We start from the raw sequence: 14,292 nt of genomic DNA, 5'->3' as shown, positions 1-14,292 counted from the left end.
GTGAAGGCGATACCCTGGCGACGCGCAATCGGTTGCCTCGCGCCCGTGCTGCTATCGGGTTGCGACGTGCTCAGGCTCGGCGTGGTCGGCCATGCCGGGCCGATCGCGGCGAGCCAGTGGCATCTGTATCTCATCGTAGGCGCGGTCCTTGTGTTCGTCGCCGGCCCTGTCTTGCTGCTGACGCCGATCATGGCGTGGCATTACCGGCTGTCGAACAAGAACAGCGCGTTCAAGCCGAATTGGGACTTCTCCTGGTGGATCGAGGCGCTGATCTGGCTCCCGCCGGTGGGGATCGTGATCGGGCTGGCGATCGTCTTGTGGACGTACACGCACACGCTCGATCCCTATCGCGCGATCCCATCGGCACAGCCTGCGCTCGAGATCCAGGCGGTCGCGCTCGACTGGAAATGGCTGTTCATCTACCCCGACGCGCGGATCGCGACCGTCAACGAACTCAATATTCCGGTCGGCAGACCCGTCCATATCACCCTGACGAGCGGGACCGTGATGCAGTCGCTTATGGTGCCGCAGCTCGCCGGCCAGATCTATGCGATGGCCGGCATGACTACTCAGCTGAACTTCGCGGCAAGCCGTCCGGGCATTTTTCGCGGTGAAAACACGCAGTTCAACGGCGCCGGTTTCCAGAATCAGAAGTTCGCCGTCGTTGCGCGTCCAACCGCCGACTATCGGCAATGGATGGACCGCGTTCGCGCAAACGGTCAGCCGCTCGACGCAGCGCGCTATGCCCGGCTCGCCAAGCGATCCGTGATCGCCCGGCCGCTCTTCTACGCCTCCACGCCGCCCGACCTGTTCTCGCATATTGTCGCGCAAATCCCGGAAAAGAGACGATGACCGACGGCATTTGGCCAGCTTTGCTCGGCCGCTTCACCTGGAACGCGCTGGCGTTCGTCCGCGCGTGGCAAAACCCGACCGTCAACGAGATCATCGGGGCAGGGGCGGCAATGATGGTCGTGCTCGGTGCGGCAAGCGTGATCACGCTCATCACCGTGACCGGAAAATGGGGCTATCTGTGGCGTGAGTGGCTGACCAGCCTCGACCACAAGAAGATCGGCGTCATGTATGTCGTGCTCGCCTTCGTTATGCTCGCGCGCGCGCTGGCGGAGGCGGTGCTGATGCGGATGCAGCAGGCAGCGGCGGTGAACGCGCCCGGCTTTGTCGAACCCGATCATTTCGCGCAGCTGTTCAGCACGCATGGCAGCATCATGATATTCTTCATGGCGATGCCGTTCCTGACCGGCATCATCAACTATGTCACGCCGCTCCAGATCGGCGCGCGCGACGTGGCGTTTCCGCTGCTCAATTCGATCAGCCTATGGCTCACCGGCGGGGCGGCGGGGCTGATGATGGTATCGTTGGTGATAGGGCGCTTCTCGACTGGCGGCTGGACCGGGTATCCGCCCTATACCGAACTCGCCTTCAGCCCGGATGTCGGTCCGGATTACTGGATCTCGGCAGTGACGCTGGGATCGATCGCCTCGACGCTGTCGGGGCTCAATTTCGCGGTGACGATCTACAAGCTGCGCTGCCCCGGCATGACGCTGATGCGGATGCCGTTGTTCTGCTGGACGACACTGTGCACGTCGATCCTGATGATCTTTGCGATGCCGCCGCTGACCGTGGCGACCGCACTGCTCGCGCTCGATCGCTATCTGGGGTTTCACTTCTTCACGAACGACCTCGGCGGCAACATGATGAACTATGCCAACCTGTTCTGGCTGTTCGGTCATCCCGAGGTCTATATCCTGATCCTGCCCGCCTTCGGCGCCTATTCCGAGGTGGTGTCGACCTTTTCATCGAAGGAATTGTACGGCTACACCTCGCTGGTGCTGGCGACCATGGCGATCGCGGTGCTGTCGTTCACCGTCTGGGTCCATCACTTCTTCGCGATGGGGCAGAGCGCGAATTTGAACGCGGTGTTCGGGATCGCGACGATGACGATCGGCGTGCCGACCGGCGTCAAGATCTACGACTGGATCTGGACGATGTTCCGCGGCGAAGTGCGCTTCACCGTACCGATGCTCTACTCGCTCGCGTTCATGATGACCTTCGTGCTCGGCGGGTTCACCGGCATCCTGCTCGCGTTTCCGCCGCTCGATTACCTCGTCCACAACACGCTGTTCCTCGTCGCGCACTTCCACAACATGCTCATCCCCGGCCTGCTGTACGGCATGTTGGCGGCGACGCATTACTGGTTTCCCAAGGCGTTTGGGTTCCGCCTGAACGAAAAATGGGGACGGATCGCGTTCGGCTGTTGGGTGTTCGGTTTCTATCTCGCCTTCATGCCGCTGTACGTGCTCGGCGCGGGCGGCGCGGCGCGGCGGAGCCAAGCGTTCTTCGAACCGGCGTTTCGCCCCTGGCTCTACGTCGCCGGCGTTGGCGCGCTGATCCTGCTGGCGGCGCTAACCGCGTTGTTTGTGCAGCTGTGGGTCAGCATCCGCGAGCGTGACGCCAACCGCGTATTCGCTGGCGATCCTTGGGATGGGCGCGGGCTCGAATGGTCGACGTCGGCACCTCCGCCCGAGTATAACTACGCGGTGATCCCGGTGGTCGACGGCCGCGACCCATTCTATGACGGCAAGCGTGACGGCGATGGCTACGCAGTCCCGGCGGGGTATGAGGACATCGCGGTCCCGCGCAACAGCATGGTTGGCCCCGCGACGGGTATCCTCGGGGCGGGGCTCGCGTTCGGTCTGGTCTGGTACATCTGGTGGCTGGCGGTGCTATGCCTTGCGGGAATCGTCGCCACCGTGATCGCCCGCAGCTTCATCCGCGACGTCGAACGCATCGTTCCTGCCGCCGACGTCGCGCGGATCGAGGACCGCTGGCACCACGCGATCGCCGCGGCACGACCGATCTCCCGACATCATGAGACGACTCCGGCCAATCAGGGCCTCGCCGAGGTGACGGCATGAGCGCCGGCGACATGCGGCACGCCGGCATCAATCTCGGCACCACCGACCAGGAAACGCACGACCAGGCGGAACCCGATATATTCGGCTTCTGGATATTCCTGATGAGCGACGCGGTGATCTTCGCGCTGCTGTTCGCGGTTTATGGCACGATGCTCGGCGCGACCGTCGGCGGGCCGACTGCTGCCAGCGCGTACAAGATCGGCCCGACCTTCGCCGAGACGGTGATCCTGCTGACGAGCAGCTTCACCTTCGGCTTGGGCTCGATCGCGATGAAGCACGGCGCGTCGAACCGAGTGCTGCTCGGCTGGTTTGCCGCCACGCTGGCCCTCGGCCTCGCCTTCCTGGGCCTCGAACTCCACGACTTCGCGACGATGATCGGCGATGGCGCGGTGCCGACGCGCAGCGGGTTCCTATCGTCGTTCTTCGCGCTCGTCCCGCTGCACGGCGTGCATGTGCTGGCCGGATGCCTGTGGCTGATCGTGATGATGGTGCAGGTGCCGATCTTCGGGCGCGATGCGCGAGTGAAGATCAATCTGCTGCGGCTCGGGCTGTTCTGGCACTTCCTCGATATCGTATGGATCGCGATCTTCTCGGTCGTCTATCTGCAGGGGTTGATTCGATGACCGCGCCGCAAGCCGATCCCCGCCGGGAGAAACGTCGCGAAATCCGGACCTATGCGATCGGCTATGCACTGGCGCTCGCGCTGACAGGCGGGGCGTTTGCCGCGGTGCACTGGCCGCGCTTTCCGGCCCGCACGACGCTGGGTCTCGTATTCGGTCTCGCGCTGGTCCAGATGATCGTCCACCTCCGGTGCTTCCTGCACGTCAGCCTCAGACGATCCTCCCGCGACGACCTGTTGCTGATCCTGTTTTCGACGCTGATCATCATTCTCATGGTCGCGGGGACCATCGTGATCATCGCCAACTTGCACGGTCGCATGATGTAGAGCGAGGCAGTGCCGCCTGCACTTGGGCGTTCGGTGCAGGCGGTGCACGGACGAAAACTTTTGGAACGGTTTGATCCACGGCAACGGCGGCACCGAGTGATGACGGGCGGACGAACCTTCCGGTACCCGGATCGACTTGCCCACGACCGTGCGCGACAATCAAAGATCCCGCGCGATCGCGTTGATCGGCTTGCCACCTGTGTACTCATGCCGAACGCAGAACATAGTTCCCCCACCCACATCCCGATGTCGCCGCCTGGAGAATACCCACGCCAAGGAATGCGCAGTTGATTGCCATGCGCGCTGAGCACCTTGCGCTCCGCGTAACGCTTGACGTGACCCCCGTTTTTTCCTCCAGCTGGAGCTAGAGTCCGAGCCGGAAGAAGGGACGGACAGATGAAGCGGAAGCGGTTTTCGGAAGAGCAGGTAATCGGCATCCTGAAGGAGGCCGAGGCGGGAGCGGTGGTGACGGATCTGTGCCGGCGGCACGGCATGTCGAGCGCGACCTATTACGCGTGGAAGGCCAAGTTCGGCGGCCTGGAGGTGTCGGATGCGAAGCGGCTGCGTGCGCTCGAGGATGAGAACGCGCGGCTCAAGCGGCTGCTGGCGGACACGATGCTCGACAACGCAGGTCTGAAGGACCTGCTTTCAAAAAAATGGTGACGCCTGCCGCAAAGCGGGAAGCGGTCGCGCATCTCCAGACGGCGCTAGGGATGAGCGAGCGGCGGGCGTGTGCTGTCGTCGGAGCGGATCGCGCGAGCATGCGGTACCGCTCGTGTCGAGGAGATGATGGCGACCTGCGGTCGCGATTGCGCGAGTTGGCGCAGCAGCGGCGGCGGTTCGGCTATCGACGGCTGCACATCCTGCTGCGCCGGGACGGCATCACAATCAACCGCAAGAAGACCCAGCGGCTCTACCGCGAAGAAGGTTTGACGGTCCGTCGTCGCAAGGGACGCAAGCGTGCAGTCGGCGCGCGGGCACCAGCACCCGTGCTGGCGCTGCCCAACCAGCGCTGGAGCCTCGACTTCGTGCATGATCAGATGGCCACGGGCCGGCGGTTCCGTATCCTCAACATCGTCGATGACGTGACACGCGAGTGCCTGCGGGCGGTGCTCGACACGTCGATCTCGGGCAAGCGGGTGGTGCGCGAGCTGGCCGATCTGATCGCTGAGCGCGGCGCGCCCAAAATGATCGTCAGCGACAACGGCACCGAGCTGACCTCGAACGCGGTGCTCGCGTGGTCGGGTGATGCCGGCGTCGAGTGGCACTATATCGCACCGGGCAAGCCGACGCAGAACGGCTTCGTCGAGAGTTTCAACGGTCGCATGCGCGACGAACTGCTCAACGAGACGCTGTTCTTCACGGTCCGCCAGGCGCGCTCGATCCTCGCGTGCTGGGTCGACGACTACAACACCGAGCGGCCGCACTCCTCGCTCGGCTACGCCACACCGGCGGCATTCGCCGCCGAATTCGAAAAGCAACGGGCGGGTTTAAACCCGCCCGTTGCTTCACCCGCGCTCCCGCGCGACAACAATGGCCGGTCTCTGGTTGCGGTTGGATGAAAGACGGGGGTCACGTCACCCTGGCCGGCGGTGCCCAGCGAGATTTGTCAGAACGCGCGTCAAGCGAAAGAAGCCAACACTGTTTTGCGAACGTAAGTGGCGGGTCACGGGATGTTTTATTCGTCGACAGAGGCGGGTTTTCCCGGCCGGCAAAAAGGGCTTTGCCAGACCGTGATAAAGACGCTCTCGCGAGACCAGCGCGCTGACCCCGTCAGCAATCAGCGCCGTTGCGAACAGCGGAACGATCATCCAAAGGCTGGCGGTCGCTTCGCTGCTGATGATGACGGCCGTGAGCGGCGCGCGTACCACTCCGGTGAAGTAGGCCGCCATGCCGAGTAACACGACGGCGCCTGCTGGGCGACCCGGGAAGATCGGCGTGAGCAGATATCGGCGGCGTATCTTCGAGCAGCATGTCATCTGTTTCCGGCTAACCAGTTACGGCATCGTTGTTATCCGCATCCTGCATCAGCGCATGGAAACGGCCGCCATTTGTAAGCGAGAGCAAAAGTAGACTGAAGTTTTCCTTAACAGAATAATGGCAGGAGATTTTTAATACGTCTACTCTTAGTATGATATTTTTTAAGGGGAATTGAAGTGATGGAGCGCGGAGATAAAAAAAATCATCAAAACCGTCGCGTCTCTGGCCGACGAATGGTCACCACTCTTGGGTATGCGGGGCCAGAGCGTCGTTCCAGTGAGCGTCGAGATACTTCTAAACTGCAAGATCCGAAGTAACTCGTCTAATGATCTTCAAGCACCCTCGCAGCACCGGCCGTCGCCACGATCTTGTGCTAGAGCCTTCTTGGATAGAGCACCGGCATGAGCGTCGAATAGCAATTTCAATTGGACTCAGCGTCCGCGAGCGACACGGCCGGGCGCGACCGGTGGAGTTGCTAGATCTTTCTCGACGGGGTTGCTGCGTCGGCGATAGTTCGCTCAAGGCGGGCCAAAAGATTTGGGTGACGCTTCATGGCTTGGTAGCGATCGAAGGGATAGTCAGCTGGTGCCATAAGGGAAAAGCCGGAATTCGCTTTGGCATCCCCCTGCACCAAGCCGTGTTGGATCATCTCGTTAGCACACATGAATCCCGGTCGAGTCACTTGTGAATGATTTTGACTGGGGTGACCTGTCCCCTTCTGAGTGGTCCATCGACCATGAGAGTCTGGATCGAGGTGAGCTGCTACCCATTTTTGGACCACCCGGCTGGGCCTCGTCCAGTTCCTGCCGGCCAGGGCGGGCAATGTGTCGCTGACCGGGTCACCAGCGATATCGGCGGCTTATTGCCGGTCGCGCTATGTGGTCACACATCGCTATAGTGTCTACGCCAAGTCTTGAATTTTCCGATCGCGTCGTCGAGGCTCATGAACCAGTGCTGGTTCAATCACTCCGCCGGAACTTGCCGTTGAAGCTCTCGATGAACGCATTGTCCTTTGGGGTGCTGTCAGTTTAATGCGAACCGCTCTCTCCACGATGCATGTCGGGCATTCGTGATTGGGGACTAGCCCATAACCGATTGCCACTCGGCCTGTGCGGCTGAGCGGCGTTCCTTGTAGGTCTTGCGGTCAACGAGATGGCGTTCGAGGTCAAAGTGGTTGTGAAAGTTCGCGTGCACGCTGGCGAACTTTTGTAGGGTCTCCATCTGCCTACATTTGAGCATCGCCCGCTCTCGTCGCCGGAAGGGCAGGTGGCTGTTTTCCGCCCGGTTATTGGCCCAGCGAGCGACCTCCTGCTTTTTTCATTCCCGAGGTCTTTCATCGCTGCGCGGTAGGGCCGAAGGCCATCGGTCGCGATCGCCTCCGGTGAGCCATGGCGCTTCCGCGTCTTTTTCATGAATGTCAGCGCTGCGGCTTTGTCGCGCGTCCTGGTAACGAAGCTTTCGATGACCTCGCCTTCGTGATCGACCGCCAAAGATAGACCATCTTACCGTTGAGCCTCACGTACATCTCGTCGAGATGCCAGCGCCAGTGTCTAAAGGCGCGCATCCGGTTGGCTCGCTGCCGCCCGATGCCGCCGGCGAAGATCGGGCCGAACCGCCCCCACCAGTGCCGCACTATCTCATTGCAAATGTCGATTCCGCACTCGAACAGCAGATCTTCGACGTTTCTTAGCGAAAGCGGGAACCGCACGTACAACATCACGACCAGTCGGATCACCTCGGGTGCCGAGCTGAAGCGGCGGAACGGGCTGGGCGGGAGGGCTCTCGATTTGCGGCTCAGTGGACCTCGGTAGCGAATGCCTCGTTAATCTGACAGAGCCACCTGCTTGTATCATTTTCTGCAGCGAACGTATTGACCCGAGCCCGCTAAATCGGAACCAAACTTCAGCGCATAGCGGAAATTGGCGGAACTAGAGCGATAGCCAAAGCCGAGGTCCGCGCTGCCGTGGGGATCGACGCTGCCGCGCGGTTTGGTCAGGTCCTTGCTACGCGCGGACTTAGTGACGCGCTACTCGCGATAGGGGTTAGTCAGAACCACAAACACTTTGTTTTTGATAACTCCAGCTGTGTCGGCACAGGGCGAAGGGACAACGTCGCGCCGATTGTTGGTGTGGAAGCGACGACCGACCAAAGCGACGTGCTTTTACGTGCCGCTTAATCAAATCTCATTGCGCCCGCCGTCACCGACTTATTTAAAATAACGCGAGCGCAAACGATCGGCTTTTCTAAGCAGGTCAACATAATTGGCGTCGTTTTATTTTTGCCCCTTCGATCGACCCAAGCCGTTCGCCGTCGCCAAGCCAGAACGCCGAGCGCTGTATTCAGCCGTTACCATCGAATAAGACGCTGGAAGCGACCACCTTGCACGATATTGATCTGGCGTAAGGTCATGCGTCGCAAGATGCTTCTTGATCGATTTGAAGCGCTTTCCGCATTCGAGGCAACCAACCGAGTCCGGCTTAACGCTCGCCCGGATCGTCATCGCAGGCGTGGGTACTTCGATGGCCCCGACCGTCGGAGTCGTGCCCTGAAGCCCTGCTAGGCTCTTATAGACGGCGTTGATCAGGTCCGGCACCTCTTTCGCTGCTACCACGTTCGAGGCCACGTATGAGCCTACGATGTCAACGACATGGATAAGTAATTTTTCGCTAGTCATCTGCGGCGAGCTACACCTTTTTGATCGGAATAAAACAGAAAATGGTTAAGGTGTGCTACTCATGCAAACCAGCCTTAAGCCGATTGCGGGCAAATCGGGTGATCGAAGCCCGCGCAATTTGCCCGTCGTACTGGTCAATCGTGCCGCAAAGGAATACGATCCTTCAATGAACGACGATCCTATTCAGTACAGAAAACGTGCTGACGCCGAACGTGCGACTGCAGAGACTGCTACGCTGCCTAATCTCCGTATCCGGGCACTGCGATCGGCAGAGCGCTGGGAGGAAATGGCGATGCGTGCCGAAAGGGTCAAAGTCCTCGCGGCGGAACGGAATAATCCGAAAAGTGCTTAGCGTCATTTGCGTCGATTGCTGCTGTGCCGAACGCCTCGTCGGCGTCACGCTATAATTTTTACGGACACGGTGATTTCAAACTCTACGTGATGGGTCGCCTATCGGCACGCCACGCGCGCCCCCAGTCGGTCCATGAGTGGCACTCGCGCCACGCTAGGAGTGAGGTGGCGGCTAGGCTCGGGCATGTGAGATGTTTGGCTTGTTAGCGGCGTGGGTGACCTTATGGTAAGCGAAAAGGATGCGGTATCTCCTCCACCTCCGATTCGACGGTGAGATATTCCGCGACGCACAGGGCATGGACCTTCCCGACCTAGAAGCGGCTTGCTTCCACGCAACGAAGATCGCGCGGGATATCATGGGTGAGGAAGCTAGGAACGGCAGACTCCCGCTAGCATGGTCGATCGAAGTGGAGGACAAATTGCGCGAGATTGTTACCGAAATTCCGTTCCGGGATGCGCTGACTGTTCAGTAAGCGGCGTGGACAAATTGTTTGACGCGAGATTCGGTGATTGATTCAAGGCTTCCTTTTGGAGGCGGGGTTGAGCCGGGGCGATCTAAGCGAAGCGGAATGGCGTGTTTTGAGAGGCTTGCTGCCGATTGATGCGGCGAGCCGTGGGCCTGGGCGACCGCCCGAAGAGAACCGTTCGATCATCAACGGCATCCTCTGGCGGCTGCGCTGCGGCACGCCTTGGCGCGATGTGCCGCCCAAATACGGCAACTGGAACACGATCTACCGCCGGTTTCGGCGCTGGAGCGAGGCCGGGGTTTGGGAGGCCGTTTCGGTCACGCTGGCCGAGATGATGGCGGACAGCGGCCATTACAGTATCGATAGTACCACCGTTCGCGCCCACGTCTCGGCAGCGGGCGGAAAAGGGGGGCTCATCGACGCGCTCTTGGCCGCTCGCGGGGCGGGTTCACCAGTAAGCTTCACTGTCTGGCAGATGCCCGAGGACGACCGCTCGCCTTCCACCTGACCGTCGGCGAAGCGGCCGATTGCAAGGCCTATGACACGCTGATCGCCCTGCCGGAGCAGGCGCCAAAGGCGCGGCTGGCCGACAAGGGATATGACGCCGACGCCATCCGAGCCGACCTTGCCCGCCGCAACATACAGGCCGTCATCCCGGGCCGATCAAACCGCCGGATCAAGATCGAACACGACCGCTCGCTCTACAAGGAACGCAATCATATCGGATGCTTCTTCGGCCGCCTCAAAATCAACCGCGCCATCGCCACCCGCTACGACCAGCTCGCCGAAAGCTTCCTCAGCATGATCCATATCGCCGCCGCTAGATACTGGCTCAAATTTGTCCACGCCGCCTAGCGAATCGGCTTGAGAGATTGTTCGTCATCTGTTCTAATGCGGACATGGCTCGCTTCGATCATCAATCCGAACCGGTCGTCACGCCCGACGACCTTGCTGCGACCGTCCTGACGCATCCCGGCTGGGTTCGCGTCGGTCTATCGGCGCCTGATGAGCGGACGCGATCGAGCGCCGCAGAATTCATCGCGCAGTCGATGCTCGACAAAGTTTCGGGCGAACGCGCGCAGGCGCATCCTGACCAACTCGACCTTTCGTTGTGACGTGGGCGCCAATATCCGGTTCCGCTCGCTCGGTGATGTCGTCTCTCGAAAGGCCAACATCCACGCGCGATGTCATTTCCACTGCGACAATCAATCCATCATTGCCGGAGAGCCGCTCTACCGATGGTTTATGGTCCACCGCTGGGACTGCGCCCTCGCGTCTGTTGGAACCCATCTTAGATGCAGCAGGTGCTTTGCCCGGCCTCAGCTATGCAGCGTCACTTTCCACGCTCCATACGAACCTTCAAGGCAGCGATGGCCAAGGCCGGAAGAGGCTTGGGTTGCGTTTCTAAAACGCCTGCGTGGGTAAATGGGGGAGGCGGCTGCCGGGCATAAAAACTCTCAGGCGGAAATCGACCAGCGTCCATTCGCCGCCGACCTGAATGGACCAGCGCGACCCCATCATTGTTCGCAGTTCAGCAGACAAGCGTTTTGATCCGACACCAGACCCGAGATCGGACATTGAGCGAATGGCAGGGGTCAAGAAGTACCAAAGCGCCGGAAATGCCGGCTTTTTGTTTATCGCGGCCACAAAGAGGTTGGACGGGCCCGCCACCAAGCTCGTCATTGGTATATCGCATTGCTGATTGGTCACGCTCGTTCCCAGCTGGGCGCGGGCTGCCGAGCACGAAATGCCTCGGCGCTTGCGTGTCGCGCCAACGGTGTTCAACATAGCCTCGATTTGCCGGATCATTCGAGTGCAGCGCCAACCAGTAGCGAAGCGGTGATGTGCAGGGATAGCGAGGAACCCTAATGACGGATGCGGGCGACGTGAACACGGTCACGTTTCCAAAGATGCTGTCCCGCAGACAGATCGCGGCGATCTGCGCCGGCAATGCGCTCGAGTTCTACGACTTCGTCGTCTATGCGATCTTCGCTGTCCAGATCGGCCGGGCCTTCTTCCCTTCCGACCTTCCAGGCGTGAGCCTGCTCGCGTCGTTGGCAACGTTTGGGGTCGGCTTTGCCACCCGTCCACTGGGCGCTTTCATCATCGGCCGCATGGCGGACCGGTCTGGACGCAAGCCCGCCATGCTAGTGTCGTTTTCGCTCATCGGCGTATCCGTTGGCGGCCTTGCACTGACGCCGGGATTTGCGCCAATCGGCATGGCAGCGCCGGTTCTCGCCGTCCTGTTCCGCCTCCTTCAGGGGTTCGCGCTTGGCGGGGAGGTCGGTCCGAGTACCGCATTGCTGCTGGAGAGCGCACCGATCCAGCACCGCGGCCTTTACGTGTCGCTACAGGCAATGAGCTCCGATGGCGCCGTCATGGTCGCCGGGCTTGTGGGCGTCATTCTGTCGCTAACGCTCGATGCGGCAGCGGTGGATGCGTGGGGCTGGCGTCTCGCGCTGCTGATGGGTCTCGTAATTCTGCCGTTTGCGCTCGCTGCGAGACGCACGCTGGTCGAGACGCTGGCGATGGAAGAGGCGCTGCCGCCGCACGTCGTGGAGGCAGGCACCTGGCGCATCGTGCTCTGCGGGCTTCTTATGCTCGCCGCCGCGACGATCGCCAACTACGTGCTCGTCTATCTCGGAACCTGGGCCTCTACCACGCTCGGCATCGTCCAGCGCTCCGCCTTCGCCTCCGTGATGCTGGTTGGTCTGGGCGGAGTCCTGTGTGATCCACTGAGCGGTTGGCTCTCCGACCGATTCGGACGCCGACCTGTGATGATTGTCCCCGCTGTCGGGCTGGCGCTCGTGGTCCTGCCGGCCTTTTGGTGGGTGGCACATTACCGATCGTCGGAATTGCTGTACGCGGTAAGTACGGTGCTCGCATGCCTCCTCGATCTTTCTACCGGCACTATGCTCGTCGCTGTCGCCGAGGCGCTTCCCCGTGCGCGACGCGCCGGCGGCTTCGCGCTGATCTATGCGGTCGCGATCTCCGCATTCGGTGGCTCTACCCAGTTCGCTGTTGCCGGCCTGATCCGGCTGTCCGGCGACCCGCTGATGCCGGCATATTATATGCTAGTAGCGCTGGTGATCGGCCTGAACGCGATGTGGCACTTCCCGGAAACCAGACCAGCCTAGCCCGGTCCCAAGGCGTTCGGAGTTCCGAGCCACCCGCAATCCGTTACGGGCCCCTCAGCGATTGGGGGCAAAATTGCGCAACCTGGCAACTGTCGGCGCGTCCAAGCGCTGGATCAGCGCAACAACCAAATCCACCGTGCGGTCGAAGTCGGCGCGATCGATGATCCCGTTATGCGCGTGGGTGTAGCGCGCCGGAACGACAAGGTTGATAGTCGGGACACCGCCGGCAGTCGCCTGGATCGCCGCGCTATCGTCGCCATAGCCTTGCACTAAATCTCGCTGTAGCGGGATGTCCTTCGCCATCGCAACATCGCCGACTAGCGTGACGAAGCGCCGGTTGGGGAGAGTACTGCTATCATAAAGGAACAGGCCGGGCCCACCGCCAAGCACGGCCTGAGTCTCTTCGGGGCTGCGTCCCGGACTGTCGCCGGCGATTCCCCCTTCGATCGCGATCCCGATATCGGGCTTGATAAGGTCGGCGGCGGTCCGTGCGCCGCGGAGCCCGATTTCTTCCTGGACCGTCGCGGCGACATAAAGCTGGTTGGGATGACCAGACGCCCGCAGACGCCGCAACGCCTCTATCACGACCGCGCACCCGACCCGGTCATCCCACGCCTTGCCCAGATAGCGACCGCCCGGCAGCGCGACGAAAGGCGAATCGGGCACGACCGGATCACCGGGGCTTATCCCCAGTGCCGCAACTTCGGCAGCGTTGCGGGCACCGACATCAAGATACAGGCTGTCGCGCGAAAAGACCCGCGTGCGTTCGTCCGCCGGCACGACGTGAACGTCGCGAATGCCGGTTACGGCATGCACCGGTCCCTTGCGACCGATGATGATCCAGCGTTGATCGGGCAATGCCTGATCGAGCCATCCGCCGAGCATCTGCATCGACAGGAAGCCCGTCGGCGTGACCCGGCGGACCATGCCGCCAAGCTCGTCCATATGCGCATCCAGCATCACCTTTGGGCCGCTCGCCCCATGCTGCGCGATGACCGAGCCTACGCCGTCATAGGTGATTTTTTCGGCCAGCGGTGTTAGCTCGCGGACCATTACGCGGCGCACCGCTTCCTCGTATCCCGAAGGGCCGGGCGCGTCGGCGAGTTCGCCCAACAGCCGCTCGGTCCTGTCATGCGGCGCGGCCGCGGCAGGACATGCGACGCAGAGAACTGCAAGTACTGCCAAAATCCGCACCGACTTCTCCTCAGGATTGGAGGGATGCCGTTGGATCGCGTAATCCGCAAGGGGCAACCGCCAATTCAGCGTTTGATGAACGGATATCGAGAAGCGGAAGCCAACGCGCGAATCACCGGTATTGGGTCACAACGCTATTGACCGGCCGGTTGCGGTCGACGCTTCCGACCCGCTAATTCGTCGTCCATGTAACCGAGTTCGAGCGGCGCGAAATGGGCGAATGCCCCCCAGTCGCCATGCTGCTGTGCGAACTCGGGCAACGTGGCGTCGACCAAAACCTTGCCTGACAATCCACGATCGCGGGCACGGCTTACAAGGCTTCTCAAGTCGGCGAGATAGAGCTGGAAGTCGGCGACGTCGCTTAGCGTCGCCACTCCCCCATGCCCGGGCACGAAAGTGGTGATGCTGGCGTTTTTGGCGTGCTGCATCCCGGCCACGGTGCTGATCCAACTCGCAACGTCGCCGTCGATGATATTGGGCGATACATGGCGCCAGAGGATATCACCGCAGAATACGGCCGTGGCATCAGGTATAGTGACGATCAGGTCGCCCCCGGTGTGGCCGAGCACTGGCTGGATCAGGATTTTTCGGGTGCCGAGCCAGATGGTCA

The 14,292-nt window shown here is 61.3% G+C and carries 14 protein-coding genes and 4 pseudogenes; 11 read left to right on the top strand and 7 right to left on the bottom strand.

The genetic code is table 11. The annotated features are described in order from the left end of the window. The 5 genes from IE187_RS18745 to IE187_RS18725 all read left to right on the top strand — a co-directional run bounded on the left by IE187_RS18745 (position 1) and on the right by IE187_RS18725 (position 5,441). Positions 1–852 (top strand): COX aromatic rich motif-containing protein, encoded by an 852-nt coding sequence (locus IE187_RS18745; protein WP_229839527.1) that lies wholly within the window; start codon positions 1–3, stop codon positions 850–852. Then, positions 849–2,933: a cbb3-type cytochrome c oxidase subunit I gene (locus IE187_RS18740; RefSeq protein WP_189677539.1), complete on the top strand. Its 2,085-nt coding sequence runs from the start codon at positions 849–851 to the stop codon at positions 2,931–2,933. The genes IE187_RS18745 and IE187_RS18740 overlap by 4 nt, the downstream gene beginning before the upstream one ends. After that, positions 2,930–3,556: a cytochrome c oxidase subunit 3 gene (locus tag IE187_RS18735; RefSeq protein WP_189677538.1), complete on the top strand. Its 627-nt coding sequence runs from the start codon at positions 2,930–2,932 to the stop codon at positions 3,554–3,556. Before IE187_RS18740 ends, IE187_RS18735 begins: the two co-directional genes overlap by 4 nt. Continuing rightward, complete coding sequence (locus IE187_RS18730; RefSeq protein WP_189677537.1) at positions 3,553–3,879, top strand: cytochrome o ubiquinol oxidase subunit IV; 327 nt, start codon at positions 3,553–3,555, stop codon at positions 3,877–3,879. Before IE187_RS18735 ends, IE187_RS18730 begins: the two co-directional genes overlap by 4 nt. 396 nt (positions 3,880–4,275) lie before the next feature. After that, a protein-coding gene (locus IE187_RS18725) for an IS3 family transposase (protein ID WP_438810937.1) occupies positions 4,276–5,441 on the top strand; the annotation gives its coding sequence in 2 pieces (ribosomal slippage) (positions 4,276–4,528 and positions 4,528–5,441; 1,167 coding nt in all). 150 nt (positions 5,442–5,591) lie between these two features. Here the strand turns inward: IE187_RS18725 and IE187_RS21485 are convergent. After that, positions 5,592–5,825: pseudogene (locus IE187_RS21485) on the bottom strand (chloride channel protein); the annotation flags it as partial. Between the two features lie 359 nt (positions 5,826–6,184). On the opposite strand from IE187_RS21485, the gene IE187_RS21760 reads away from it, so the two are divergent. Then, entirely contained in the window at positions 6,185–6,547 is a 363-nt protein-coding gene (locus tag IE187_RS21760; protein WP_189677536.1) for a PilZ domain-containing protein, read from the top strand. A 74-nt stretch (positions 6,548–6,621) separates the two neighbouring features. On the opposite strand, the pseudogene IE187_RS21835 reads toward IE187_RS21760, so the two are convergent. From IE187_RS21835 to IE187_RS18705, 3 genes and pseudogenes are all read right to left on the bottom strand, one after another. Next, a pseudogene (locus tag IE187_RS21835) lies at positions 6,622–6,875 on the bottom strand (integrase core domain-containing protein); the annotation flags it as partial. 64 nt (positions 6,876–6,939) lie between these two features. Then, a pseudogene (locus tag IE187_RS21830) lies at positions 6,940–7,657 on the bottom strand (IS6 family transposase). Between the two features lie 474 nt (positions 7,658–8,131). After that, positions 8,132–8,533: a Ros/MucR family transcriptional regulator gene (locus tag IE187_RS18705; protein ID WP_189677535.1), complete on the bottom strand. Its 402-nt coding sequence runs from the start codon at positions 8,531–8,533 to the stop codon at positions 8,132–8,134. 61 nt (positions 8,534–8,594) lie between these two features. Between IE187_RS18705 and IE187_RS18700 the strand changes: the two genes are divergently transcribed. From IE187_RS18700 to IE187_RS18685, 4 genes and pseudogenes are all read left to right on the top strand, one after another. Then, positions 8,595–8,885 carry a hypothetical protein gene (locus IE187_RS18700; RefSeq protein WP_189677534.1) on the top strand — a complete coding sequence of 97 codons (291 nt, stop codon included), beginning with the start codon at positions 8,595–8,597 and terminating at the stop codon, positions 8,883–8,885. A 238-nt stretch (positions 8,886–9,123) separates the two neighbouring features. Next, complete coding sequence (locus IE187_RS18695) at positions 9,124–9,357, top strand: DUF6894 family protein (protein ID WP_189677533.1); 234 nt, start codon at positions 9,124–9,126, stop codon at positions 9,355–9,357. Between the two features lie 37 nt (positions 9,358–9,394). Further along, positions 9,395–10,206, top strand: a pseudogene (locus IE187_RS21755) (IS5 family transposase). 44 nt (positions 10,207–10,250) lie between these two features. Next, positions 10,251–10,466, top strand: coding sequence for a DUF6771 family protein (locus tag IE187_RS18685; RefSeq protein ID WP_189677532.1), 216 nt, complete (start codon positions 10,251–10,253; stop codon positions 10,464–10,466). 289 nt (positions 10,467–10,755) lie between these two features. Here the strand turns inward: IE187_RS18685 and IE187_RS18680 are convergent, their stop codons facing one another. Continuing rightward, positions 10,756–11,160: a hypothetical protein gene (locus IE187_RS18680; protein WP_189677531.1), complete on the bottom strand. Its 405-nt coding sequence runs from the start codon at positions 11,158–11,160 to the stop codon at positions 10,756–10,758. Between the two features lie 59 nt (positions 11,161–11,219). Here IE187_RS18680 and IE187_RS18675 point away from each other — a divergent pair, with 59 nt between their 5' ends. Continuing rightward, positions 11,220–12,488, top strand: coding sequence for an MFS transporter (locus tag IE187_RS18675; protein ID WP_189677530.1), 1,269 nt, complete (start codon positions 11,220–11,222; stop codon positions 12,486–12,488). 54 nt (positions 12,489–12,542) lie between these two features. Here IE187_RS18675 and IE187_RS18670 read toward each other — a convergent pair whose 3' ends face one another. Both IE187_RS18670 and IE187_RS18665 read right to left on the bottom strand, forming a co-directional pair. Next, the gene (locus IE187_RS18670; RefSeq protein WP_189677529.1) at positions 12,543–13,682 is read right to left on the bottom strand and encodes a M42 family metallopeptidase; all 1,140 of its coding nucleotides are present in this window, start codon (positions 13,680–13,682) and stop codon (positions 12,543–12,545) included. 134 nt (positions 13,683–13,816) lie between these two features. After that, the coding region (locus tag IE187_RS18665; RefSeq protein WP_229839524.1) for an MBL fold metallo-hydrolase at positions 13,817–14,292 on the bottom strand (476 nt) is incomplete at its 5' end.

This window comes from Sphingomonas glacialis (genome assembly GCF_014653575.1).
GTDB lineage: Bacteria > Pseudomonadota > Alphaproteobacteria > Sphingomonadales > Sphingomonadaceae > Sphingomonas > Sphingomonas glacialis.
The sequence above is the reverse complement of the archived record's forward strand: the minus strand, read 5'-3'. Positions and strand labels throughout refer to the sequence as shown.

What these genes read in the sequence shown, in the direction of transcription:
- IE187_RS18740 (WP_189677539.1), top strand. Translation starts at nt 849, where the DNA reads ATGACCGACGGCATTTGGCCAGCTTTGCTCGGCCGCTTCACCTGGAAC.
- IE187_RS18735 (WP_189677538.1), top strand. Translation starts at nt 2,930, where the DNA reads ATGAGCGCCGGCGACATGCGGCACGCCGGCATCAATCTCGGCACCACC.
- IE187_RS18730 (WP_189677537.1), top strand. Translation starts at nt 3,553, where the DNA reads ATGACCGCGCCGCAAGCCGATCCCCGCCGGGAGAAACGTCGCGAAATC.
- IE187_RS21760 (WP_189677536.1), top strand. Translation starts at nt 6,185, where the DNA reads ATGATCTTCAAGCACCCTCGCAGCACCGGCCGTCGCCACGATCTTGTG.
- IE187_RS18705 (WP_189677535.1), bottom strand. Translation starts at nt 8,533, where the DNA reads ATGACTAGCGAAAAATTACTTATCCATGTCGTTGACATCGTAGGCTCA.
- IE187_RS18700 (WP_189677534.1), top strand. Translation starts at nt 8,595, where the DNA reads ATGCAAACCAGCCTTAAGCCGATTGCGGGCAAATCGGGTGATCGAAGC.
- IE187_RS18695 (WP_189677533.1), top strand. Translation starts at nt 9,124, where the DNA reads ATGCGGTATCTCCTCCACCTCCGATTCGACGGTGAGATATTCCGCGAC.
- IE187_RS18685 (WP_189677532.1), top strand. Translation starts at nt 10,251, where the DNA reads ATGGCTCGCTTCGATCATCAATCCGAACCGGTCGTCACGCCCGACGAC.
- IE187_RS18680 (WP_189677531.1), bottom strand. Translation starts at nt 11,160, where the DNA reads ATGATCCGGCAAATCGAGGCTATGTTGAACACCGTTGGCGCGACACGC.
- IE187_RS18675 (WP_189677530.1), top strand. Translation starts at nt 11,220, where the DNA reads ATGACGGATGCGGGCGACGTGAACACGGTCACGTTTCCAAAGATGCTG.